This is a genomic window from Moraxella oblonga NBRC 102422, from assembly GCF_001598275.1.
GTDB classification, from domain to species: Bacteria; Pseudomonadota; Gammaproteobacteria; order Pseudomonadales; family Moraxellaceae; genus Moraxella; species Moraxella oblonga.
The window spans coordinates 1-25404 of the sequence record NZ_BCYQ01000025.1 but is presented as its reverse complement, the minus strand read 5'-3'; the positions used below and the strand labels follow the sequence as shown (position 1 = coordinate 25404).

Genomic DNA, 25404 nt, shown 5'->3' with positions numbered 1-25404 from the left:
CATTTTTATTTGAATGGTTGTTTAGTATTTTATGTCAATTTCATTTTCTATGCCATCTTTTATGGTATAGAGCGTGCATTGTCTGGGTTTGTTGTCAGGATTTATTAAATCTAAAATACCAAAACAAAATGGCGATGGTTGGATTTTATCATAGGTATCAGATAAAATGCGTGAGCCATTGCGACCAAAAATGCTAAATTGATTGTCTTTTGAGGCGATGATAAAAGGTGTAAATATAACGGTTGTATCAACTTTATCATATTCAATGGGAATGATGATTTTGCCTGTTTTATCAATCGCCCCATAGTGCATTTTTTCACCTGATTTTCTACCAACAAAGGCGACGGGATCATTGATGATATTGGGGTGTTTACTGTTATGTACTTTGGTGATGGGTGGATAAAATGGCAGGGCGATATCATAGATTAATGGTATGATTTGTTTGCCTGTTTTGTCAATAAAACCATATTTGTCATTTTTATACACCAAAGATAATTCATCGGTAAATCCGTACACAAAATCATAGTCTAATGTAAAATCAACCATGACCTGATAAGGCTGTTTAAAATCAACGCCTTGATATTGGTCGGTGGCAAATTTTATCATGCCCCATTTGCCATTTTTAGATAAGGGTAAAATGCCTCCCTCTAATTTACCATGCTTATCATATTCAAAAGGTAGGATAATGCTACCTTTATCATCATAAATGCCATATTTACCTTGTTTTTTGACAAAATAAGCGGATTTGTTCCAAGATGCTTTAATGAGGCTTAAATCATGCAATTCATCATTTATCACGTCAATCACAACTTCGCCATTTTCATCAAGCACACCATAAAGCCCTTGTTTTTTAACGATATAATATGAATCCTGCCTTTGTATGTCATCATAAACCGTATCAATGATGGTCTTACCATTTTTATCAATCACACCATACAAACCTGATTTTACCACAATCATCGGATCGCCAGTAAATTTTTCAATCTGATCATAAATTGGGCTGATGACAGTATTGCCTTGTATGTCTTTATAGCCATATTTTTGTGTGGTGGGGCCTTGTATGGGTGTAAGTCCATGATGAGTTTTGGCACGTTGCAATGCCTGTCGTTCTGCTCTCATTTTAGCTCGTTGCTCATCTTGGCGTTGTGTCTCTAATTGGCTTTGGGTTTTTTGTGGGGTGTTTGGCGGTGTAACATTGGCATAAGATATATTTGTTAAAATCAGTATGGCTAATAAGGATTTGGAAAAAAGTGTGTGGCGTGTCATCATGAGGTTTTGCATATTGATTAAAAACATAAAACAGATTGTGGTATTGTAGCACAAACTTTTGCCCAAATTGTCAAAATCCATTATAATAAGCCCCCATTTGCCAACTTGTAGAAAATCATGAGTCAGTTAAATCCCCGCCAAGAAGAAGCCAAACGTCATGTAAATGGTGCATTGCTCGTCCTAGCAGGGGCAGGGTCTGGCAAGACATCGGTCATTACCCAAAAAATCGCCTATTTGATTGATGAATGTCAGATTCCTGCTGATCGTATCGTTGCCATGACTTTTACCAATAAAGCTTCTCGTGAGATGAAAGAGCGTGTTAAAAAACTGATTTCTGGTGAACGGGTTCGAGGCTTGACGGTGTCTACTTTTCACCAGTTTGGCTTGCAGTTTTTGCGGTACGAATTAAAACACACCGCCTTAAAATCTAATTTTAGCATCATGGACGCTGATGATAGTAAAAGACTGCTGGCTGAACTTATGGTGCGAGACAACCTTTCAGGGGCGGAGCGTGCCGATACGGTGGCGGTGGCTGTCAAAAAAATCAGCGATTGGAAAAATGACCTCATCGCCCCAGAAGATGTTTTGGAAACATTAGATGACCCAGAGGATAAGGTTTTTGCTCATTTGTATGGGCTTTATGAGCGTAATTTGCGTGCTTATAATGCGGTGGATTTTGATGATTTAATCGTCTTGCCTGCCCGTATTTTAAAGGAAAATGACCAAGTTCGCCACAAATGGCAAAATCGCATTCGCTATCTTTTGGTGGACGAATACCAAGACACCAATACTGCTCAATATGAATTAATCAAACTTTTGGTGGGGACATCAGCACGCTTTACAGTGGTGGGCGATGATGACCAATCTATCTATGCGTGGCGTGGGGCAAAGCCTGAAAATATGGCATTGCTCAAAAAAGATTTTCCCAATTTGACAGTGATTAAATTAGAACAAAATTATCGTTCTACCAACCGCATATTATCCTCTGCCAACGCTGTCATTGCCAATAACGAACATCTATTTACAAAAGAATTGTGGTCGGATAAGGGTCATGGCGAGCTTGTGCGAGTTTTGACATGTATGGACGAAATGGCAGAAGCGGAGCGTGTTGCCAAAGAGATTTTGACCCATCGCATTCGCCACAGCAATACATGGGACCAATACGCTGTATTGTATCGTTCTAACTTTCAGGCTCGTGTGTTGGAGACCGAACTTCGCTCATTGCAAATTCCTTATAAGCTATCGGGTGGTACGTCATTTTTTGCTCGTGCCGAAGTCAAAGATGTGATGAGTTACCTTAGGCTCATCTTAAATCCTGATGATGATTCGGCATTTTTACGCATCATCAATACCCCTAAGCGTGGCATGGGGTCGGCAACCTTAGAAAAGTTGGGTCTGTTGGCTCAGCAATATGGCATATCATTGTTGTCAGCATGTAGCCATGCTGGACTAAAAACAGCAATAGGTACAAAGGCAAGTAACACTTTACACGGTTTTGCTGATTTTATTGAGCATTATACTCGTGAGTTATATGATAATGCTGACCCCATGCCACTGGTGCGTCAGATGATGATTGAGACAGGCTATCTTGATTACATCAAAGAAGATAGCAAAAACACCCAACAAGAAAAAAACCGCCTTGATAACATAGAATCTTTATATCAAAGTATTGGCAATCTGATTGAGCGTGCCGAAGATGATGATGAGCGGACGATTGAGGCAGTCATTCGTAAAATGATGCTTCTTGATATGTTAGAGCAGCAACAAGAAGAACAAAATACCAATAAAGTCAATCTGATGACATTACACGCCGCTAAGGGGTTGGAGTTTGATTATGTGTACATTATGGGGGTTGAGGAGGATATTTTGCCCCATAAAAATTCCATAGCAAGCAACACCATAGAAGAAGAACGGCGTTTGATGTATGTAGGGATTACCAGAGCAAGGCACGAGCTGACGCTATTGTTTGCCCAAAAACGCCGTATGGGTAAAGATTTTAAACAAACTACGCCTTCACGTTTTTTGGACGAATTGCCTATTGATCATATTGATTACCCTGCCAAAGGCACTGCCAAAAAAGACCCAAAACAAGTTGCTAATCAATATTTAGCAAATATTCAGGCAATGTTGGCTCAGAAAAGGAAGGGGTGATTTGGGGTAAGGTGCGTATGACGCACCAATTGATTGATTAATATTCCTTTGGCGGATACACAAAATCCCAACGGAAAAATCCGTGTTCGCAAAAGCCATTTCCTTGTAAAGATTGGACTTTGCTTTTGATATAATTGGGCGGTGGGCAAGTAACATTATTATACCAATAGCCTAATTCCCAATTATCTTTAATGCCTTCTAAATTGATGATTTCTTGATAATCGGGATTTAATTCAGGCAAGGAATAAAAAATAAACTCGCCAATGGAATCTTTTATCCAATTTTCCATACGTTCTTCGTTTTCGTTAAATGGTTTGCCATGTAATGGCGATTTGGCATTTTCTACAAAACGATGAATGTCGGTCATTGACCAACTGCAAAATTCCAAATGGTTATTGGTGCGATAGGCAATATCGCACAATCTGTCTTGGGTGCTTTGGGGTGGCTCTTTATAATTGGGAAAATTTTTACTTAATTGGGCGATGCATTCCAATACATAAGATGCGGACAATCCACCCAAATCGTGCAATACTAGGGCAGGGTGTTCGCCAGCCCCACCGCCCAAAATTAAATTGTCTGGTGTACAATTAAACTCATAATCGCCCCACGCATTGCCCTGTCTGCTTTCTAAGGGGTGATAAATCGGTAAGCCATTAAAATAGCCTAAAAATTCGTGTTTGATGGTGTCAATATCGCTCATTTTTGGTTCTCTATATTTGAAGTTCTGTATTGATTCTTTGCACCCTCTTTTATTTCATAAAATAAAGATGAATTGCTTAAATGTGTCTTAGTTAAAGTTGTGGGTATTAAATATTCTTGATTGGCAATAAAACACACTTCTGACCTTTGATAAATGATATTATAATCAGGTGGACAAATTACGGCTATTTTGTCATTACGAAAGATAATTTTAGTATAAAGATAAACTTGATTGTCTGATTTTCGTTTTGCATATAACAAAATATTTTCTTTGTCATTTATACTATCTTGGTAATGATGCCAATGAGTGTCAAGGTTGTGCTTGATTTCTGCAAAATCTTTTTCGGAAATTGCATAAATATAAGGCTGTTTGTCTTTTAATCCAATAAATTCAGCAATGGGATTTTTAATGGTATGAGAGCTATAAATCATTATAAAATAGAAAATTAACAATGATAGAAGAATGTCAATAACATATTGAATAGGTTTATTGTCAGATATTCTTATGCCGTATAAAAAACTATAAATAATCCATACAATACCAACCAAAATCAGTACCTGTATATCATCTGAAATAACATGATATATTGCTTTAAAAATATGAATAAATGGAAAAAAAGAAAGAGTGATGGATAAGGAGAATAAAAATGCAATTATAGCTATTTCAATTTTTTTATCTTGCATGACATTTTTTTCAATTTCTCTAAAACACAACAATGGAATAATGCAAGATGAAAAATAAAAATATATGTTCCATTTAAAACAAGCTAATATTATAAAAATAAAAACTGGCATAAATAAACATAAGAATAACCGTAATCCTATTTTTCTTTTATTTTCTTTATGATATTCTTCAAATAAGTTAATTTTTTCGTGATACAAATTTCGTAATACAACGCTAGGTATGATAAATGTTAGCAAAAAAGAAAATGCAATTATAGTAATGCCAAAAATAAAAGATGATACTGTTGAGGTGTCTATTAGAGCTTGATAAATTAATCCATCGAAACCAATGCCAGATAAGTAATCCTTTATAAATATTTTTGATAAAAAATAAGAAACTACAGAACCGCTTAGTATTGCAAGTAAAAATGCTGATAATATTTCTTGAATAAGTGGCAATTTCCATAACTTTTTTAAAGAAATATCTGTATGTTGATTTTCTGTGGTTTCTGCTGTCATTATAATCTGCTCAAAAATTTTTATCTAAGAAATTTATTTAAAAAAATATAAAATTTATCCTATAAAGGTAAAATCAGGAAACCCATGGATTGGATTAACTAAATTTATCAAAAAATACAGTCAAGTATTTGCAGTTATTGTATATTTTAGAAATAAAAAGATGCTCATTAGGTTGGGGATTTTGCCACGACCAATTTTATGCCAGAAAACAATAAAATGATAGCATTGATATATTCCAAATTTAAATTGAGCATATTTTAACACATTTTAAGGCATCAACACCAATTTTTAATAACTTTTAAAACCCAATCAATTCTGTTATAATAACAAAATTTTCCTTATTGATTTTAACATTATGACAACACTCTACACTCACCCCAAATCTTATGATGTCATCGTGATTGGTGGCGGACATGCAGGTACAGAGGCGTGCCTTGCCTCCGCTCGCATGGGAGCAAAGACACTCTTGATTACCCATAACATAGAAACGCTTGGTCAGATGAGCTGTAACCCTGCCATCGGCGGTATTGGCAAATCGCACCTTGTCAAAGAAGTGGACGCAATGGGTGGGGCAATGGCACTGGCAACCGACCGTGCTGGCATTCAGTTTCGGGTTTTAAACAGCCGAAAAGGGGCAGCTGTGCGAGCAACCCGTGCCCAAGCTGACCGCATTTTATATAAAGCCAGTATTCGCCATACGCTTGAAAATCAGCCCAATCTTGACCTATTCCAACAGCCTGTTGATGATATCATCGTTGAAAATGGCAAAGCGGTGGCGGTAGTTACAGCAAGTGGCGTGCGAATCAATACCAAGACGGTGGTTTTGACTTCTGGTACATTTTTGGGTGGGGTGATTCATATTGGTTTGCAACACCAGTCAGGGGGACGAGCAGGGGACATGCCTTCTATTCGTTTGGCTGACCGTTTGCGTGAACTAAACTTGCCTGTCGGACGGCTCAAAACAGGCACACCTGCTCGTATTGATGCACGTACGGTGGATTTTAGTGTCATGCAAGTGCAACATGGTGATATACCCTTGCCTGTGATGAGTTATATGGGGTCGGTGGATATGCACCCACGCCAAATCCCCTGTTATATCACCCATACCAACGAACGCACGCATGACATTATCCGAGCCAACCTTGACAGAAGTCCGATGTTTAGTGGTAAGATTGAAGGTGTCGGTCCTAGATACTGCCCAAGCATTGAAGATAAGATTCATCGTTTTGCTGACAAAGACAGTCATCAGATTTTTATTGAGCCTGAGGGCTTGACTACACACGAGTTGTACCCCAATGGTATTTCAACCAGCTTGCCTTTTGATGTGCAGATTGAGTTTATTCATAGTATGAAAGGGCTTGAAAAGGCTCATATCACACGCCCAGGCTATGCCATTGAGTATGATTATTTTGACCCCCAAAATCTAAAACCAACCCTTGAAACCAAATCCATTGACCGCTTGTATTTTGCAGGGCAAATCAATGGCACAACAGGCTATGAAGAGGCGGCGGCACAGGGGCTTTTGGCAGGGATTAATGCAGGACGTGAAGCATTGGATAAATCAGTATGGATACCAAAAAGACACGAAGCCTATATTGGCGTGCTTGTTGATGACTTGATTACACACGGTACACGTGAGCCATATCGCATGTTTACTAGCCGTGCTGAACATCGTTTGCTTTTGCGTGAGGATAATGCTGACCAGCGTTTGACTGCCATTGGGCGAGAGCTTGGGCTTGTAGATGATGAACGTTGGGCGAGATTTAATGCTAAAATGGAAGCTATTGAATATGAAACGGCTCGCCTAAAAGATATTTGGGCAACGCCAAATAATGCGATTGGCAAGGCATTTATGGCAGATACGGGCGAGGAATTAAGCAAAGAAAACAATCTGCTTGATTTATTAAAACGCCCCAATATTAATTTTAATGACATTGCCAAAATTAGCGATAGCCCTGTTTCCAATGAAGTGGGCGAACAAATTGAAATTAAAGTCAAATATCAAGGTTATATTGACCGTCAAAATGATGAAATTCTTCAAATGAAAAAATTGGAAAACACCCAATTACCAGCCGATTTTGATTATAAAGCGGTGTCAGGGCTTTCTAATGAAGTGGTGGCAAAATTATCACACATTCGCCCTGCTACTTTGGGGCAGGCAAGCAGGATTAGTGGCATTACCCCTGCGGCAATAAGTTTGCTTGCGATGACTTTAAAGAAAATGAAGAAGATGGAGAAATTGGTGGAGTGATAAATACGCACTATTTCATATTTTTTAATCGCCTTAAAAATATCCAAATAAGGAAAAAGTTGTAATGAAAAAATATGCGTTTTTAATGGCAATTTTAGTGGCTGGCTGTGTTAATCCAACACAAAATTCAACCAAACCCACAATTAGCCAAAAACAAACAACTTTGGCAGATTTTGATGGTTGTGTTGATGTGTATGATGAAGCTCGTTTAGAAGATTTGTATTTTGAAAACACCAAACAAGCCTTGCAATTTTTTCCAAAATTATTGGATAAAGACAATGCCCCTGTACCAAAATATAATAATGCTTATTTTAATATGGCGTGTGGTGGTACAGCTTTAACAGGTCAGGTAACAACCCAACAAAAACAAGGCAAAACTTGGGCAGAAATTAAAACCTGTGGCGATTTGACTTGGCAAAGTGAAAAAGACGCTTGTAGTGTTGATAAAGGATTTTATCATAATGGGTTAAAGGGTCAAAATGGCGAAACCATGATTTTAAAATACGGCTATATTTTCTATATTAAGAATGATGGTGTGGTAAGTGCCTATAAAATTTCATCATTTTAGGGCGTGTTGAACTTTTGTATTTGCAATGAAAAATGAGAAAAATCGCACGTTTTTCAAGGAAAAAACGCAGGTTGATAGTTATTCTATCAAGCAAGTTTTTGACGCAGAAAAACAAGATTTAGCCATTTTTCATGCAAAAACGATTGGTTTTTTCTAAAATATTTCTGTATTGTAAATAGTGTTATAAAGGTTCAACACGCCCTAATAACGAGCAGATTTTTACTTTATTTTTGATTAATTTTTGGTTATGATAAGTGAGTTTTTTTATAACTAGAATTTGTCATGAGTCCCCAAGAAATCCTCCAAGCCATCAGTTTTGCTTTTATGATTGTTTTTCCAAACCTAGCTCTGATGGGGCTAGGTTTTTATATGAAAAAATCAGACAAAATTGATACTCATTTTATAGATACCGCTTCTAATATTGTGTTTAATTTTGGGTTGCCATGTTTGCTCTTTTTTAGCGTTGTTAAAAGTGAGGTGAATATTGGTGAGCAGTTGTATCTTGTTGTGGCAGGCTTTATTACCACATTTGTGCTGTTTTTTGGGGCAGAAATTTATGCCAAATTTTTTGTGCCTGATGTGCGTGATAAAGGCGTGTTTGTACAAGGGGTATTTCGTTCAAACATGGCGATTATCTCACTGTCAGTAGCAACCAATGCCTATGGGGCGGTTGGTACAAGCGTGGGGGCGGTGTATATGGGGATTATTACGATACTCTATAACATTTTATCGGTGATTACGCTGTCTCGCACGAGCCAAAATACCGATTTAAAATCCCAAAGTATTGATGTTGTCAAAAAAATTTTTAAAAATCCGCTCATCATTGCCCTAGTTTCTGCTTTTATTTATAAAGGTTTGGACATCCCTTTGCCACCAAAACCTATCGTCAAAACAGGTGAGCTACTCTCAAATATCGCACTGCCATTGGCACTCATCTGTGCAGGAGCAACACTAGACATCAAATCCATGCTTGGTCTGTCTGGTGTATCCATGCAGGCGAGCATCGGGCGGATTGTGGTTGCCCCACTTTTGGCGGTGGGGGTTGGTGTGTTGTTAAAACTGCCTCCTGTGCAATTTGGCGTCTTGTTTGTCATGGTAGCAAGCCCTGCCGCCGCTGCAAGCTATGTCATGGCAAAGGCTATGGGTGGCAATGATGTGCTGGCTGCCAATATTTTGGCGTTTACGACTGTGGTGAGTATGGTGGGCATGGCGGTGGGTATGGCGTGGCTAAGGGTGCTTGGGTGGGTGTGATGTTAAATATGCTTAATCCACATCAAAACTATGCGGAAAAACCGTTTGTCCTGAGCCAAGTGTGGGGTAGAACGGCTTGCTGTCTTGGTTAGACAAGCTTACTACGAATAAAAAACTTTGTCTGGTTTTGAGTGGAATTGACCATAAAAAAGCAAACAAACAGATTGGTTTGCTTTTTTTGATGGATTGGAGCTATTTGCTTTGTAGTAAGCCACGATAAATCGCACCACCCAGTATGCCACCGATGATGGGAGCGACCCAAAATAACCACAGTTGTTCCATTGCCCAGCCACTTTGGAATACTGCTACTGCCGTACTACGAGCAGGGTTTACCGAAGTATTTGATACAGGAATACTGATAAGGTGAATGAGTGTCAATGCCAAACCGATGGCAATCGGTGCAAAACCTGCGGGGGCTTTTTTGTCAGTTGCCCCATGAATGATGATGAGGAAAAATGCGGTCAGCACGACTTCTGCGACGAATACAGCCTTCATTGAGTAGCCGTTTGGTGAATGCTCGCCAAAGCCGTTGGAAGCAAAACCGCTCGCCACCGCATCAAAACCTGTCATGCCAGAAGCGATGACATAGAGCACACCTGCACCCACGATACCACCGATGACTTGGGCGATGATGTAACCAAATGCATCTTTGGAGGCAAAACGTCCACCTGCTACAAGACCTAGCGTTACTGCTGGGTTAAAATGTCCGCCAGAGATGTGTCCAACGGCATACGCCATTGTTAGAACCGTTAAACCAAACGCCAAAGATACGCCTGCAAAGCCAATGCCTAATTCGGGAATGCCTGCCGCCAAGACTGCACTACCACAGCCACCAAAAACCAACCAAAATGTGCCAAAAAATTCAGCACCTAGCTTTTTAGATAAAGCAATATCGCTCATAAAATACCTTAATTGTATAACATTGTTATTGTTTTTTTTAACAAAAATAATGACGTTAAAAAACTCCGCTATTTTAAGGTAATGAATGATGAATTACATGGTGGTTTTGGGTGCGTTTGTGATGGGTGATTGTTATATTTTGTTATTTTATGTAATAATCAAAATTCATGTTATAAAATCACCTTTGCATATCTGTCTCTGTATTTGGTAAATAATAAATATGAAAACTGATAAAAATGGTTACTAAAATGACAAAAGTTAAATACAAAGCGGGCGTTAATCTCCAAGAAAAAGTAGTATAATTTAAAAAGAATGGTAACAGACTGCCCATCAAAGCAAAAGCAGTGTTGATGGTTAATGCCACACCAGATAAGCGAATTTTGGCAGGAAAGATTCTCACGATTACTACGGGTGAGCTGGCAATAATACCACTGGCAAAACCCAGTAAGGCAAAAAATACCAAAATAAATTCTCCCCCTGATTTTAAATGTCCAAAAAACAACATAACTTGTAATAATAAAAATATACTACCCATAATAATAATTTTACCAACATTAAATCTATCTGTTAAAAATCCATAAAATAATGAACCTAGTATCATAAAAAACATACTAATAATAGCCCCAATGTGTAGATAATATTCTTTGATTACAAAGCCTATATTAATAAGTTGGGGCAATAAAATGGCGATGATGATAAATAGGCTAAATATTTGCCATGACAAGATAAATGCAGGTAAAAAATAGGTTGCGTATTTTTTTGTTATTGAATAAAGGAATGATAACGCTTTGCCGTTGGTGGGTTCTAAGGGGTGGCGGTTGAGCAAAATATCCATTTCTTGATGAGTGGGGTCATCAAGATTGATGCTACTGATGGGGTGTTTGGGTTGTTGGTAGTTGGGGGTGTGGATTTGTTCAAAAATGGGTGTTTCTGGCAGGTTGCGTACCAAAAGCAATAAAAAACATGCCAAACTACCTCCAATTAAAAAAGGCAGTCGCCACCCAAACAGCATGATTTGGTCGTAGGTAAGTGCGTTTTCAAGATTGGCGGAAAATACAAAAGCCAAAAGCGACCCTAAAAGACTGCCTGCCATAATGAGTCCGCAACCAACCCCCAAATGTTTGGTAGGTAAATGTTCACTGATAAATGCCCAAATGGTGGGAATTAGTCCTCCCAAAGCAATGCCTTGCCCAAATCTTATCAATCCTAATAGGAGTGGTATAATGGTGTCTAATTGTTTGGTTAAGGGTATGATAGAAGCAATCAATGTAAAAATGCCAACACCGATTAAACTGATGGATAACGCCGATTTACGCCCATGGATATCACCATAACGCCCAATAAAAAATCCCCCCAAAGGCATACCAATATAACCTGCCAAAAAAAGAATCACGATTTTGGCATAATATCTCCAACCATCAAGCCAATTCATAAAAAGTGTCTGATCAAAAATGTCTGACATATAAATAAATAACGTAAAATCAAAAAAGCCAACGCCTGCAATCAATCCAGATAAAACAATAAGATAAATATGATAAGAGTTTAATAAAGTGATTGAATGTGTGTTTGACATAATTTATCCAAAAATATCGTTATAATAAGCCGTCAATGGGTAATACGCCCAACATACTAAACCCCCAACGTTTTGGTAATGATGCAGGTTCTGTGTGGTAGATGACTTCTTGACCGTTTTCTAGGGTTTTCCAAATGATGTTGCCATGTTCGTCAAGCCCAAGTTCGTAGGCTTGGTTGAGTAAATCGGGGTTGGTTGAATTTGGATTGTTTAACGCATAATGTATGTGTTTTGCAAGTTCGTTGTCATCAATCACCACACCAAGTTCGGTGTTGATATTGGCAGAGCGTGGGTCAATGTTATAAGAGCCAATAAAAACCTGTTTTCCATCTATGGCAAAGGTTTTTGCGTGTAGACTTACAGTAGCGGTTTGGTATTGAAATGTGTCTTTTGGGCTGGCAGAGTTTTTAAGCTCATAAATTTTTACGCCTGCTTTTAATAATTCTTTTCGCCAATGGGCATAACCTGAGTGTACAGTTGGGACATCGGTGGCGTTTAGGGCGTTGGTTAAAATGCTGATGTGTACACCATGATTTGCCAAATTGGTTAGGATTTTTGTGCCATTTTTGGTGGGAACAAAATATGATGAAATGATACTTAGCTGTTTGGTGGGTGTGGGTAGAGTTTGGCGAAGTTTACTTACCAAATACTCATCATAATCAGCTTTACGCCCAAGTTTTTTGACATCGTCAGCAAAAAAGGCGATGTTTGCCCAACGAAATGGGATTGTGCCTGTGTTTAACTGCTCTTTTAGAGTAGAATGTGTGGTTGCTTTTTCGTAGATGTTGGCGATTTTTTGGTATTGGACATCATTGGGGAGATGTTTGAGTGGTGTGTTGGTGAGTGTTTGTATGTCGTAGGCATGAGCCGATTGCCAATAGTCTTCAAAACTTTGACTTACATCATTTACCACTTTGCCTGCCAGTAGGACATCGAGGTCGGCAAAGTGGTTGTGGTTGTCGTTATTTAAGTATTCATTGCCGATGTTTCGCCCACCGATGATGCTTACATGACCGTCAAAAATCATGCTTTTGTTGTGCATACGCACGTTTTGGCGAATGGGGTGCTTGACGTAGCTTAGCGTTTTAGAGTGCCGATAATTAAAGGGGTTTGTTAGGCGAACGGCGATGTTGGGGTGGCTAGCAAAGGTAAAAAGATATCTATCTAGTGCAGGCGAACTGTTAAAATCATCAAGGAGCAGTCGCACCGTTACGCCACGTTCGGCGGAGTCCCACAAGGCTTTTAACAAAATCAAACCTGCTTCATCATCGTGCCAAATGTAGTATTGTACATCAATGCTATACATTGCCATTTGCGTGAGTGTTTTTCTTGCCACAAAAGCGTCAGTAGCGGTACTGATTGGGTAATAAGCAGATAAATCGGTGCGGATTTGGTTGCCTGTGAGTTTTAGTAGGGCTTTGGCAGGCGTGAGTTTGGATTGTTTGAGTTGGTGATGAATGGCGTGGGCTTGCTCGGTGAGTGCCATGCTTTTGGGCAAATGAGGGGTGCTTGGCAAATTTTGACAAGCTGTCAAAAATGCCCCAAAAATCATTCCCAATAACCACTTAGACATATATCGCTCTTAATCATCATTTTCATTGTCAAGGGCAAACTCATCACTATACAAACTCCAATTGAGCTTGGTGCGACATGCCTGATAAAAATCCACGCCTACGGGGTGTAAGAGTATCAAGGATTTGTTGTGCTTGGTGATGACGAGTGTTTGGTCAGGTTCTAGGGGGACGCTTGCTTCGCCGTCAGAGCTCACCATTGGTTGAGTGCGGTTGTCTTTGTGAATGGTGATGGTGATTTTGCTACTGCCTGCCACGACAATGGGGCGAGACGACAGCGTGTGGGGGTGCATGGGAGCAAGGCAAATGGCATCAAGGTTTGGGTGAATGATAGGGCCTCCTGCTGATAGAGCATAGGCGGTTGAGCCTGTGGGTGTGGCTACTATGAGACCGTCAGCGTGTTGGCGATAGACATCAACATCATTGATTTTTAGTTTAAAATCAATGGTATGCACCGATTTTCCTGCGTGAAGTACTACGTCATTTAGGGCAAAACTTTCGTGAAAGACGTGATTTTTGCCATCATAGTTTTCTCCCATGATTTGCATATGTAACAAAAACCGTTCGTCAGTGTGATATTTACCACACAAAATATCAGCAAGCTCGGTTTCTAATTTGTCTGGATTAATGTCCGCCAAAAACCCAAGTCGCCCACGGTTGATTCCAAGTACGGGTACGCCTGTGCCAGCAAGCATTGAGCCTGCTTGTAAAATAGAACCATCTCCACCTACCACAATCACCAAATCACAGTATTCACCCATGCGTGAGCGTGGTACGATTTTGATGTGGTTTTCATCTGTGTGATTAAAATCAATCAAAATACCCTCAATGCTGGCGGTGGTTGTATCCACAATGGCAGATAGTTGCCAATCGTACAGCAGTTTCATCAGTTGGTTTAGGGTGTTGACAACGCTTTTTTTGCCAGCACGTCCGATAAGTCCAATGCGTTTAAAATGACTTCTTTTGGGTTTGGGGGTGGTTGTGGTCATGATTTGGCGTTAGGGCTTAAAAATGATTGCTTATCATACCAAAATTTATAATTTTCACAATCAAAACAAGGTATGAAAATGGTTAATTTTTCATGACAGATGCGATTTTTTGTAACAATACGGTAAAGAGGGTGAGTAAGTTTGCCAAATTGCCAAAAAGTGATTACAATAGGATTTTACAATACGTATTTGGAATGAATTATGATGACCATCAATGTTGCCATTATTGGCGGTACAGGCTACACAGGCGTAGAGCTGATTCGTCTATTATCACAGCACCCCCACGCTTGCATTCGCTATCTGACTTCACGCAGTGAGGTGGGGCGAGCGGTGAGTCAGATTTTTCCCAGTTTGCTTGGTGTGTGTGATGTGGTGTATAGCGACATGACGGACGAAGTGATGGATGAGATTGGGCAAAACTGCCAAATCGTCTTTTTCGCTACACCACATGGGGTTGCCATGAAATACACGCCTGCCCTTATCGCACGAGGGGTTAAGGTGATTGATTTGGGGGCGGATTTTCGTTTACAGAATTTGGACGAATTTAAACAATACTATGCCCTAGACCACACTTGTGCAGACGTGCTGGCAGGTGCGGTCTATGGTTTGGCTGAGATTCATCGTGAGCGTATCAAAACTGCCCAAGTCATCGCCAATCCAGGTTGTTACCCCACAACCGCCATTTTGGGTCTAAAACCTGTGATTGAGACGCAAAATCATGCAAATAAGCCACTCATTTTAAAAAACATCATCATTGATGCCAAATCAGGTGTGTCAGGGGCAGGGCGTAACGCTAAGATGAATTTGCTATTTAGCGAACTTTCGGATAACTTTTCGGCTTATGGGGTAACAAGTCACCGCCACACGCCTGAGATTTGTCAAGGAGTACATGACTTTTTGGGTTCAAAATTTGCCCATAAAATTCGCTTTGTTCCCCATCTTGTGCCAATGATTCGAGGTATGTTTAGTACCATTCACCTAACCCTAACAGAAGAAGGGCAGGCAATGGATTGGCAAGCGGTTTTTGAAAAAAGTTATCAAAATGAGCCATTTGTTGATGTTTTGCCCAAAGGTTCGCTCCCTGACACTCGTTCGGTACGTGCATCCAACCGCCTAAAAATCGCTATTCATCAAGATGATGATACACTCACCATTTTGGTGGTGCAAGATAATCTGGTGAAAGGGGCGAGCGGTCAAGCGGTGCAAAACATGAATATCTTGTGTGGCTTTGATGAGACGTGCGGATTGAGTACGGAGTTTGGGGGCTGTGCGGTCGTGCCGTGATTGGGTTTTTAGGGTATTTAAAATTGATGAATCCGTAGGGGTTTAATATGGCGTGGTTGGCATTGATTCGTTGGCTTGGTATTTGCTTGATTGTTATGTCCTCTACATTTGGTACATTCATTGCGTTTGTGTGGCATGGGTCGAAATATGGGTTTGATGCTCGCATTAAGCTGAATTTGTGGTCGGTGTATGCTTTGCCATTTTGGTTTTTTGTGGCAGGTGTGGTGATGCTGGTCAGTACAAATCGCTACTACACCGAACATCATGCGTCCAACACGCAAATTGTGATGAAATGTGGTGTTGTGTATGGTTATTATCCCAAAAATCCGCCCAACCCAAATGCAAAAAGAAGTGGCAGAAACGGTGAGCCCCAAAATGCCATGACTTTAACTGTGGATGGCAAAAATCTTTTCTATCCAATACCGCTTGATTTTAAAAGGTTGCCAGTTGGTACATCGGCTTGTTTTAATATTTTGGACGCTTCTAAAACCAAAGGTATTGAAAAAAGTCGTGTGTTATCGTTGGTAGAAAATCCGTAGGTGGTTTAATCACAAACACCAAAAATAAAAACTTGGATTGCTCCAAGTTTTTTTATCATCAACATCACGCCTTAGTGCAATCAAGAAGCACTTTGTCATCTGGTGTGCTGACGGTGGCTTTGTTGCCATCCAGTTTGAGTGCCATGCCTTTTTCACTACCGTCAATGCTATCATCATCAGAGATGAATTTGCCATTTTCACTTTCGTTCAAATCATAAGTGATGTCATCTTGGGTAAGATGTGCTTCATGTTCTCCCTCGTGTTCATGAATGGCGATATGAATGGTTTTGTCGCCACATTGATACGCATCACCATGACTGGCATGGTCGTGCCCCTCATGATTGTGTCCTTCGTGAGCGTGGTCGTCGTGTTCATGCGTATGTCCTGCGTGAGCGTTGTCTTGGGCGTGTTGCTCGGGAGGTGTGGGTGTGGTGTTGGTTTGGGGGGTGGCGGTTTCGGTTTTTTCGGTGGGCTGACTGGTAGGCTTTTCACAAGCAGTCAGACCAAGCATGGCAACAAAAGATAAAGCGATGATTTTTTTCATAAAAATATCCAGTGGTCAACGAAAAGAGATATAGTATAACAAAAAATCCCATCAAATGCACGAAAAGTATCATGTATGGTTGAATTTCTTGGCTAATTTAGCGATAATGGTAAGCATTTAAACCACCATTTTAACAAAAATCACCAATCATGACAAATAAAGCTGACCCCAAACCCAAAAAAGCCCGCCACGCCCGCTCTCAAGAAGACATCATGGCAAATGCCTTTTTAAAAAATACCTTTAAACCTGTCAAAAAATCCATGATGATGGCATGGTTTTTGGATGTAGTGAACGTACTGGTGTTGATGGGGCAGGCGTTTGTGATTGCGTGGTTGTTTGGGGTGTGGCTGGACTTTTTTGTCAAGCAAGATTCGCTCTTGCCACAACCTAGCGATGATGAGCTGACGATGTATTTGGGGGTGGTATTTATTTGTTTGTGCGTACGAGCAGGGCTAAGTTATGGGCGAGATTATCTATTGAGTGAAGCAGGATTGATGGTTGCCACAAGCGTTAAAAAGGCATTGCTTGATAAGTTAGGTCAGCTTGGATTGGCACGGCGGTACTTTGGTTCGGACGGCTCACTTGCCAGTAAGATGGTAGATGAGCCTGTGCATTTGGTGGGTTATGCTCGTTTTGAAGTGCAAAAAATGACCGCTATAACCACACCAATTATTTTGGCAGGGTGTGTGAGTTTTTATAGCCTGTCAGCTGGACTGATTTTGCTGTTGACCGCTCCGCTTGTGCCGATTGGCATGGCATTTATTGGTGTGGCAACCGCTCGCAAAAGCCGTGAACAGATGGATGCACTTGCCCAGCTTGGCGGACGTTTTTTGGATTGGATTCGGGGTATGAATACCCTAAGCCGATTGGGGGCGGTGGACGTGGCGGTGTCCGACATTGACAAAAGTAGCGAATCGTATCGCCAAAAAACGATGAGTGTCCTAAAAATCGCCTTTTTAAACAGTGCTGTGCTTGAATTTTTATCTGCTCTATCCATTGCGTTGGTGGCGATTTATTTGGGTTTTGGACTGCTTGGGTGGACGATTTTTGGACAAGGTACGTTAAGTTATCAGACGGCGTTATTTATTTTGCTCCTTGTGCCTGAATTTTATGCACCGCTACGCCGATTGGGGGCAGAATACCACGTCAAAGGGCAGGCGGTGGCATGTGCCAAAGCAATTGCTCCCATACTTAATTTTAAACATAAAAAACACACAGGACAAGCCCATACCCTAAGCCATGCCCCAAGTTTCTCCCTAAAAAATCTCACCGCCTTTGGTGATGATGGGCGAGTGCGGTTATCGCCTTTGACGGCTGAGTTTGGGGCAGGGCAAAAAACCGCCGTGATGGGTGAAAGTGGGGCAGGAAAATCTACTTTGTTACAAATCCTACTTGGTTTTGGGGACTATGAAGGCGAAGTGGTGCTGACTGATGGCGATAAAAAAGTGCCTTACCAAGAGGTGAATTTGGTGCAATTAAGGCAACAATTTGGCTATCTATCGCAAAGTTTGGCATTGCTCCCTATGAGTATCGCTGATAATTTACGCCTTGCCAAACCGCACGCCAGCGATGATGAATTAAAACAGGTTTTGCAATGGGTCAAAATGTGGGATGTGGTAAATGCTTTGCCACAGGGTATGCACACCATACTGGGCGAACGTGGGCGTGGACTGTCGGGCGGTCAGGGGCAACGGCTTGCCATTGCTCAGCTTTTACTCCAAGATGCCAAAGTGTGGCTATTAGATGAGCCGACTGAGCATTTGGACGCTAAGACCGCTTGGCAAATCAAAGAGTTGTTGTGGCAACTGGGGGCTGGCAAAACGGTGATTTGGGTGACGCACGATGAGGACTTTGGGGAGTTTAGGTTTGACAACATACATCGTTTGGGGCAAAAAGGACAAGGGGGCAGATTATGACAACTCATCATCACGAACAATTTGAACTACATCAGCTTTGGACAACTCAAAAGCATCGTTGGTTTTTGGCGTGGGGGCTGGGTATGATTACAGCTTTGTCGGTCTTGGGACTGGTGGCGGTGTCAGGGTGGCTCATTACGATGGCAGGTGTGATGGGGGTGCTTGGGGCGGTTTATCTTGTGCCATGTGGATTGGCGGTGAGCCGTACGTTGGCTCGTTATGGGGATTTGGTGGTGTCGCACCATGCAGTGTTTGAGTTGTTAAAAGAACTGCGTGTACGATTTTTTACCGCTTGGGCAAAACAACCTTTGTCTATCAAGGCTCTTGATGACAAAACCAGCAGTCAAAAAATGCACCGCTTAGTCAAAGACATAGATACACTCAATGAGTTTGTATTGCGTGTTGTATCGCCTTTTATCGTGGCAGTTGTGGCGGTAGCGGTTGTGGCGGTGGGTTTATTGATAAAATTGCCCACACTTTTGGGAGTGGTGCTGGCAAGCATATTGTGTTTGGTGTTGGTCATTCCTGTGGTTATGTGGCGATTTGGGGCGGTGATTGCCGTCAAAGAAAGCAAACTTAGCGAACGCCAAAAAAGTATGCTCCTTGACACTTTGCCTACGCTCACTCAGCTACTGGTGTGGGGTCGGTGGCAAGACCGCATGGCGACACTAAGCCAGCTTGATGATGAGGCTCACACGCTTGTACGTCAATCACACATCATCAGACGGCGAGCCAACTTGATGATACAAATCGTCATTGCACTGGTGGTGGTTGGGGTGCTGTTTGGGGTGCATGAGTTGTTTAGTCATGCGATAGTCTTGGCAACCGATAACAGTCATGTCAGTCGTGGTTTTAACCCTGCATGGGCGTTGGCGTTGGTGTTGGCAGTGTTTGGGCTTATTGAAATCGTCTTGGTGTTAGCAGTTGAGCCATTAGCATACGGACGTAGTATGTATGCCAAAGAGCAAATGAATGCACTGATTACGCCTGCCTCTGCCATGCCCAAAGTAGACCTATCCAACCCAAACCAAGATGAATGGACGCTTATACTTGATGATGTTGCGATACAAGCTTCCAATGCTGTGATGGTGATTGATAACATTCATGCCTGCATCACAAATCAACTGCCTACTCTTATTGTGGGTGCGTCAGGTGTTGGTAAATCAACATTGCTTGCGACTTTGGCAGGGGAATTTGCTCCTCTTAAAGGTGAAATCATCTTAAATGGACAATCCATGCCAAGCATTGATTTTGGTTCATCGCTTGGGTTTTTGGGGCAGATGGTGGATATTTTTGACCAGACGCTGGCGGACAACTTGCGGTTGGGTAACATGACTGCCAGCGATGATGAATTATGGGCGGTGCTTGACAAAGTGGGCTTGGTGGACTGGGTCAAATCCCAACCCAAAGGTTTAGACACGCCACTTGGCGAATATGGCATGGCACTCTCTGGTGGGCAGGCTCGCCGTGTGGCACTCGCTCGCCTGCTTTTAACACCAAAAACGGTATTGTTGTTAGATGAGCCATTTGCAGGGCTTGATGATGCCACTCGTCGTCATGTGTGGCAAACGCTGACTGATGCTCAACAATCAGGGCAAATTGGTATTTTAATCATCGCTACGCATCAAGTGTGGGCACAGATGAATGCAGATGTATTGCAGGTGGGTGAATAAGATAAAAACAAAAAAGACTTGGATAACACCAAGTCTTTTTTTGATTGGGTTTATTTAATGCCCTTTTCAATCCCCTGTGTCAAACCATTGATATCCGCCCCATTAAGTCCAATTTCTTTTAACAAACTATCCACCAAAGGGGCTTGTGAGCGATACCTTAGGGCAGAATTGACCATCTGGTCGGCAAGGTTGGCATTGCCATTTTCGCCAGTTTCACTACCTGTTCCATTACCACCAAACCCACCAAGCCCATTGACCTGCAAAATCTTAATGTCGTCAATATTTTCCATCGGACGCACGCTTTCACGAATAATCTCTGGCAGGTGTTTGAGTAGGGCAAGGCGAATTTGCATTTCAATTTGCTCCACCGACAAGACATTGGACGCCTCATTGACCGCCCTTGTCCCTTCGGCATCAACACGGTATTGCTTTTCTTTTGCCTCCGCCAAAAGAATTTGAGCGTCTGCCTCCCCTTTGGCTTGTAAGCGTAATTTTTCTGCCTCTGCCTGTGCCACAATGCGTACTGCTTCGGCTTGGTCAATGGATGCCTGCTTTTGAGCCTCTGCTGCCACTGTGATGGCAATTGCCTCTTTTTGGGCGGATTCTTGGGCGGAAATCAGCTCCACCGCTTTGGCTCGCTCTGCTTTTTGCGTTTCACGCACGGTGATAACACTCTCTTCTTCCTTGACGGCTGCCGCTCTTGCTCTGTCGGCCTCTGCTTTTGCCTCCGACTCGGCACGAGATTTTTCGGCAACAGCAATCGCTCGGTCTTGTTCGGCAAGTTCAATGGCTTTTTTGCGTTCTACTTCGGCTTGTTCAATGCGTTGCTCTTTTTGAATGCGTTCGTTTTCAATGTCTCGCTCGGCAAGAATTTTTTTCAAATCCACTTCACGCTTGGCGGCAATCTGTGCCTCTTCCGCCTCTCTTTGTTTGCTTGCCTCTTGGCTGGCAATCTCTGCCGTCTGCTCGGCACGGCGTACGGCAATCTCTCGCTCTTGCTCGGCTTTACGAATCTCAATCTCTCGCTCTTGTTCTAGTTTGGCATACTCTTCTTCTCGCAAGATTTGCAGGCGAGTGCGTTCGGCCTCTAAGTTTTTGGTTTTGATTGCCAAATCGGTGTCTTGTTCAATGTCGTTGCGTTTTTTACGGCGAATTTCAATGGTTTCGGTCAATTTTGTCAAACCTTCGGCATCAAAGGCATTTTGTGGGTTAAAATACTCAAAAGCCGTCTGGTCAAGCCCTGTCAAAGACACCGTTTCAAGCTCCAAGCCGTTTTTGTACAAATCCTCCGATACCACCTGTTGAACCTTTTGCACAAAATCCACCCGTTTTTCGTGTAGCTCCTCCATCGCCATTTCGGCAGCCACGGCACGAAGGCTGTCCACAAATTTACCTTCTACCAAATCCTTCAAATCCTGTGGCGACATCGTTTTCATACCCAAAGTTTGGGCGGCGGTGGCAATGGATTCGGCGGTGGGCTTGACTCGCACATAAAATTCAGCCGTTACATCAACACGCATTCTATCCTTGGTGATGAGTGCTTGCTCGCTGGCACGGCGAACTTCAAGGCGAAGGGTGTTCATATTAACAGGAATGACCTCGTGCAAGACAGGCAAGACAATCGCACCGCCATTGACAATCACTTTTTCGCCACCAAACCCTGTCCGTACAAAGGAGACTTCCTTGCTGGCACGGCGATACAGACGAGTCAAAATGAGACCCAAAATGACGAGGGCAACCAAAATCACCCCTGCGATGATAAGGATTGAAATTAGATTCATAGGGTTTTTCCTTAACTGTTTGTTTGCTGGTAAATTCGCTCTAATTTTTCATCAAGCGTTAATAAAGTTAATTGGTGTGTTTTTGCGGTCGCCAAAATCAATGCGTCTGGCAATTTAATTTTATAAGCCCTTCTTAATGCAATCGTGCATTCTAATATGTCATCGGTAATGGGCAATTTGGCTTGGAAACGATTAAAAAGCATTCGTAAATTTATATCGTCTTGTTCTGTTGAACCATTCCAACCCAATACTTCGGCATAACTAATATCGCTATAAGCACATTGATGAAATTGTAATTGATGTTTTTTTAATCAATTCAATGGCATCATTATGTTTTCCATACCAACGAATTAAAAAACAACTGTCCAATAAAAACTTAATGCCATTCATTACGCCACTCCCTTTGTAAGGCAACTGCGTCCACTTCTTTAAAAGACTGTGAAGGCTCTAATGCCATTACCGCTTCTATCATTGAATTAGGTTTTTCATCAACCACTTTTTGAATGATAAATTCGGCAACACTAATGCCTTGTATTTGGGCTTGGTTAATAATGATTTGTTCAATGTGTGGGGGTAAATCTATGAGCATTTTTTACTCCTAAATGGTAAAAATTAAATGTTTAAGATAAAGAAATGATAGCATAACTTATTGGGTCTTGATAATTTTATAGTTAAAAAAATAACTTATCAATCCACCAAAACGCCATTGACATTTTTAATTGCCAAAAAATCATTTCCCTTTTGGGCAACCAATAATACCGTATCGCCTTGTGTTAATATATCATCATTATCACAAAATGCCATTACATAATGCATCTGACCGTATTTGTCTTTGACTTTGACTTCGGCTTTTTTGTCTTGATTGGCAATGCCAATGGTAATTGTACCAATGCGTCCAATCAGCTCATTTTGGTTGATGGCAGTGGTTTCATCTTTGGGTAGAATTTTATATAAGCCTTTGGCAGATAGTCTTAATATGGGCAATGATAACATCCACACCAAAATGATTGCAACAAAAACAGGCAAATAAAATCCAGCAATATTAAAAATAATGTTTTGAACAATAAATCCCAATAACCCAAAAATCGCTAAAAATAACACAAATAGCATTAACACAGGCACTTTGCCAAAATATAGCCAGCTTAAAAAGCGAATAAATGCCCCGCTATCCACCGTATCAATGCCAATTTCGCTATGGGCATTAACCTCTGATAATTCATCTGGTAATAAATTATCCAGCCAATCATTTGCCCCACCAACCAGCATTGCCAAAACTTCTACCACAAATAATAAAAACATCAGCATTAGAGCAATGCCAAATGGGGCGGTTTGTGGGGCATTTAATAATTGCCAAAGTGCGGTCATTGAGTTTCCTTTTGGTAAGTTTGGTTTTTGGGGTTAATCGCAATATATCCCCACCATTTCAATAATGCCAAATCATAAATCAAGCATCAAAATTAATTATCATTCATTGCCCTGCTTTTAATTTTGCCAAACGCTGGGCAATATGATGGTTTTTATTTAACTCTTCTAATGCTTTTAAATCTTGGGCATTGTTATTTTGCCCTGTTTGATAAGAAAAACCCATTTGACGGCTCATTGCTCTATCAAAGGCATTGGTGGTTTTATTCGCCTTTTGGGCAATGTGATTTAAATCATTGCTGGTATTTATGCTTGGCGTGTTATTTGCCATTGTCTTTTGAAAATCGTCAATGGCATTTAGCATTTCACGGCGTTTGGCTTGTAGGGCAATAATAAAGCCTTCTAGCTCTTTTTCTTTGTCGTTGCACTCAGCAATGGTAGCTTGCAACATTGCCAATGTTGTTTCAATATTAAGTTGCTCGCCAATACCCACTTGTGCCAAATCATCTCGCCCCATATTAACGGCGGTTAAGATATTTTCATTTAAATTCTCAAAGCGAGTGTTTTCGTTATTTAATTTTTTGGTGGCAAGGTGTTTTTGGGCAACGACTTTGCCAAGTTCACTGCGTACTTCATCAATGGCTTTATCAAGCTGTCTTAAATGCTCATTAAAGGCAAGCATAGGGGCTAAATCTTCGGCTTTGTCCAGTAGGGCGTGAAAACTGCCACTTATTAACCGACTGACACGATTGGATAGAGTTTCGCTCATAGTCATTCCTTATAAAATAAATCACCGATTTTGATGATTTTGATAAATTAAATTGGCAAGTTTTAAGGTATTGTCTAATTCATTTAACACCGTATCATCATAGCCTGCCCCTTTGCCTGTAATGGCAAGCTGTAATATGCTGTCCATTAGGCGAATCACTCGCCACATTAGGCGTTGTTCAAATTGGGCAAGTTGTGCCTTATCGCCAGTTTTGGGGTAATCTAGTGCTGTCGCCATCAAATCAGGCAGTAGCTCAAATACCCTTGCTACAATATGTGAATGTATGCCAAGCTCCTTTTCAAAGCCCAGTATTTGATGGCGGGCGGTGTGCAAATTTTGCTCGGCAAGCGATAGGGCGGTGTCATAATCTTGTCCTTGTGTGTGCAAAATACGAGCTTGACGCAAGAGTTCACGGATTTTGTCGGACGGCGTGGTTGCCCCATCAAGTTGTAATTGAGCAATAAAATCAGCATCTTCTTGGCTAATACGCACACTCATTGGGATACGGTTTGCATTTGGCATAATTTAAATTCTTTTGTTTTCATTTGAATACAAATATAATTCATTGAAGTTATTATGTCAATATGCCATGACGTATTTGATGTATTTTTAGATAATCGGCATGATTTTGGCGATAAAAAAGCGACCATGATAGGTCGCTTTGGGTGAATGAGTATCACTCTTCGTCCAACAAATCCTTTTCTCGTGCCACTGTTAAAAGGTTATTGGAGCGGTTGCCTGTACGGCAAAAGATATGTAGAGGTCGTTCTGTACTGTTAAAAAAATCAGCGAACGCTTGTACATGACCCATGTCCATCATGCCACCAGCAAAGGCAATTTGTTTGTAAGCAATGCCATGAGCTTGGCACGCCTGCTCAATCTCGGCAGACGTGGGCTGACCTGCCTCTTCACCGTCTGGACGGTTGTTGACGATTGTTTTTACACCCATGCGAGCAAGCTCGGCAACGTCATCAGGGGTGATTTGACCTGATAGGGTGATACGAAATTCGGGAGCAACTTCTGTCATGGCGATAACCTTTGCGACTGTTAAAAATTTGGGTTATCTTAACGTTTTTTGAGGCATTTGGCAAATAAAATCTTGGGTGGTTTTTGATGACATAAAGTTATTTTT

At 41.3% G+C, this 25404-nt stretch carries 23 protein-coding genes; 8 read left to right on the top strand and 15 right to left on the bottom strand.

Features of this window, described 5'->3' with window-relative positions:
- Window positions 1–21: 21 nt before the first annotated feature.
- Window positions 22–1269 (bottom strand): WG repeat-containing protein, encoded by a 1248-nt coding sequence (locus MOB01S_RS08025; RefSeq protein ID WP_169798134.1) that lies wholly within the window; start codon window positions 1267–1269, stop codon window positions 22–24.
- 117 nt (window positions 1270–1386) lie between these two features.
- Here MOB01S_RS08025 and MOB01S_RS08020 point away from each other — a divergent pair, with 117 nt between their 5' ends.
- Complete coding sequence (locus MOB01S_RS08020) at window positions 1387–3420, top strand: UvrD-helicase domain-containing protein (protein ID WP_066803634.1); 2034 nt, start codon at window positions 1387–1389, stop codon at window positions 3418–3420.
- A 37-nt stretch (window positions 3421–3457) separates the two neighbouring features.
- On the opposite strand, the gene MOB01S_RS08015 is transcribed toward MOB01S_RS08020, so the two are convergent.
- Both MOB01S_RS08015 and MOB01S_RS08010 read right to left on the bottom strand, forming a co-directional pair.
- On the bottom strand, window positions 3458–4120 hold the full coding sequence (locus tag MOB01S_RS08015; RefSeq protein WP_066803632.1) for a hypothetical protein: 663 nt from the start codon (window positions 4118–4120) through the stop codon (window positions 3458–3460).
- Window positions 4117–5301, bottom strand: coding sequence for a hypothetical protein (locus tag MOB01S_RS08010; RefSeq protein ID WP_066803630.1), 1185 nt, complete (start codon window positions 5299–5301; stop codon window positions 4117–4119). The genes MOB01S_RS08015 and MOB01S_RS08010 overlap by 4 nt, the downstream gene beginning before the upstream one ends.
- Window positions 5302–5656: 355 nt before the next feature.
- On the opposite strand from MOB01S_RS08010, the gene mnmG reads away from it, so the two are divergent.
- The 3 genes from mnmG to MOB01S_RS07995 all read left to right on the top strand — a co-directional run bounded on the left by mnmG (window position 5657) and on the right by MOB01S_RS07995 (window position 9371).
- Window positions 5657–7552 (top strand): tRNA uridine-5-carboxymethylaminomethyl(34) synthesis enzyme MnmG, encoded by a 1896-nt coding sequence (mnmG, locus tag MOB01S_RS08005; protein ID WP_066803628.1) that lies wholly within the window; start codon window positions 5657–5659, stop codon window positions 7550–7552.
- A 64-nt stretch (window positions 7553–7616) separates the two neighbouring features.
- Window positions 7617–8120, top strand: a complete 504-nt coding sequence (locus MOB01S_RS08000) for a hypothetical protein (RefSeq protein ID WP_066803627.1) — start codon at window positions 7617–7619, stop codon at window positions 8118–8120.
- Between the two features lie 297 nt (window positions 8121–8417).
- Window positions 8418–9371, top strand: coding sequence for an AEC family transporter (locus MOB01S_RS07995; RefSeq protein WP_066803666.1), 954 nt, complete (start codon window positions 8418–8420; stop codon window positions 9369–9371).
- A 192-nt stretch (window positions 9372–9563) separates the two neighbouring features.
- On the opposite strand, the gene aqpZ is transcribed toward MOB01S_RS07995, so the two are convergent.
- The 4 genes from aqpZ to MOB01S_RS07975 all read right to left on the bottom strand — a co-directional run bounded on the left by aqpZ (window position 9564) and on the right by MOB01S_RS07975 (window position 14407).
- On the bottom strand, window positions 9564–10271 hold the full coding sequence (gene aqpZ / locus MOB01S_RS07990) for an aquaporin Z (RefSeq protein ID WP_066803624.1): 708 nt from the start codon (window positions 10269–10271) through the stop codon (window positions 9564–9566).
- A 178-nt stretch (window positions 10272–10449) separates the two neighbouring features.
- Complete coding sequence (locus tag MOB01S_RS07985) at window positions 10450–11844, bottom strand: MFS transporter (protein WP_066803621.1); 1395 nt, start codon at window positions 11842–11844, stop codon at window positions 10450–10452.
- Window positions 11845–11863: 19 nt separating this feature from the next.
- Window positions 11864–13417 carry a phospholipase D family protein gene (locus tag MOB01S_RS07980; protein WP_084349672.1) on the bottom strand — a complete coding sequence of 518 codons (1554 nt, stop codon included), beginning with the start codon at window positions 13415–13417 and terminating at the stop codon, window positions 11864–11866.
- A gap of 9 nt (window positions 13418–13426) precedes the next feature.
- Window positions 13427–14407 carry an NAD(+) kinase gene (locus MOB01S_RS07975; protein ID WP_439646420.1) on the bottom strand — a complete coding sequence of 327 codons (981 nt, stop codon included), beginning with the start codon at window positions 14405–14407 and terminating at the stop codon, window positions 13427–13429.
- 198 nt (window positions 14408–14605) lie between these two features.
- Between MOB01S_RS07975 and argC the strand changes: the two genes are divergently transcribed.
- Together argC and MOB01S_RS12800 are read left to right on the top strand one after the other, a co-directional pair.
- Entirely contained in the window at window positions 14606–15688 is a 1083-nt protein-coding gene (gene argC / locus MOB01S_RS07970) for an N-acetyl-gamma-glutamyl-phosphate reductase (RefSeq protein ID WP_066803605.1), read from the top strand.
- Window positions 15689–15735: 47 nt separating this feature from the next.
- Window positions 15736–16227: a hypothetical protein gene (locus tag MOB01S_RS12800; protein ID WP_066803603.1), complete on the top strand. Its 492-nt coding sequence runs from the start codon at window positions 15736–15738 to the stop codon at window positions 16225–16227.
- A 64-nt stretch (window positions 16228–16291) separates the two neighbouring features.
- On the opposite strand, the gene MOB01S_RS07960 is transcribed toward MOB01S_RS12800, so the two are convergent.
- Complete coding sequence (locus MOB01S_RS07960) at window positions 16292–16771, bottom strand: hypothetical protein (protein ID WP_066803601.1); 480 nt, start codon at window positions 16769–16771, stop codon at window positions 16292–16294.
- Between the two features lie 149 nt (window positions 16772–16920).
- Between MOB01S_RS07960 and cydD the strand changes: the two genes are divergently transcribed.
- Window positions 16921–18687, top strand: coding sequence for a thiol reductant ABC exporter subunit CydD (cydD, locus tag MOB01S_RS07955; RefSeq protein WP_157073934.1), 1767 nt, complete (start codon window positions 16921–16923; stop codon window positions 18685–18687).
- Window positions 18684–20360 (top strand): amino acid ABC transporter ATP-binding/permease protein, encoded by a 1677-nt coding sequence (locus MOB01S_RS07950; RefSeq protein WP_066803595.1) that lies wholly within the window; start codon window positions 18684–18686, stop codon window positions 20358–20360. Before cydD ends, MOB01S_RS07950 begins: the two co-directional genes overlap by 4 nt.
- Window positions 20361–20410: 50 nt before the next feature.
- Here MOB01S_RS07950 and MOB01S_RS07945 read toward each other — a convergent pair whose 3' ends face one another.
- From MOB01S_RS07945 to MOB01S_RS07915, 7 genes are all read right to left on the bottom strand, one after another.
- Window positions 20411–22141, bottom strand: a complete 1731-nt coding sequence (locus tag MOB01S_RS07945) for a flotillin domain-containing protein (RefSeq protein ID WP_066803592.1) — start codon at window positions 22139–22141, stop codon at window positions 20411–20413.
- Between the two features lie 11 nt (window positions 22142–22152).
- Complete coding sequence (locus MOB01S_RS07940) at window positions 22153–22344, bottom strand: PIN domain-containing protein (protein ID WP_066803589.1); 192 nt, start codon at window positions 22342–22344, stop codon at window positions 22153–22155.
- Window positions 22345–22517: 173 nt separating this feature from the next.
- Complete coding sequence (locus MOB01S_RS07935) at window positions 22518–22730, bottom strand: hypothetical protein (RefSeq protein WP_066803586.1); 213 nt, start codon at window positions 22728–22730, stop codon at window positions 22518–22520.
- 98 nt (window positions 22731–22828) lie between these two features.
- Window positions 22829–23506: a YqiJ family protein gene (locus MOB01S_RS07930; RefSeq protein WP_066803584.1), complete on the bottom strand. Its 678-nt coding sequence runs from the start codon at window positions 23504–23506 to the stop codon at window positions 22829–22831.
- Window positions 23507–23609: 103 nt separating this feature from the next.
- Window positions 23610–24272, bottom strand: coding sequence for a PspA/IM30 family protein (locus tag MOB01S_RS07925; RefSeq protein ID WP_066803582.1), 663 nt, complete (start codon window positions 24270–24272; stop codon window positions 23610–23612).
- Window positions 24273–24293: 21 nt separating this feature from the next.
- Window positions 24294–24794: a hypothetical protein gene (locus MOB01S_RS07920; RefSeq protein ID WP_066803579.1), complete on the bottom strand. Its 501-nt coding sequence runs from the start codon at window positions 24792–24794 to the stop codon at window positions 24294–24296.
- Window positions 24795–24948: 154 nt separating this feature from the next.
- Window positions 24949–25299 carry a protein tyrosine phosphatase family protein gene (locus MOB01S_RS07915; RefSeq protein ID WP_066803576.1) on the bottom strand — a complete coding sequence of 117 codons (351 nt, stop codon included), beginning with the start codon at window positions 25297–25299 and terminating at the stop codon, window positions 24949–24951.
- Between the last annotated feature and the right edge of the window lie 105 nt (window positions 25300–25404).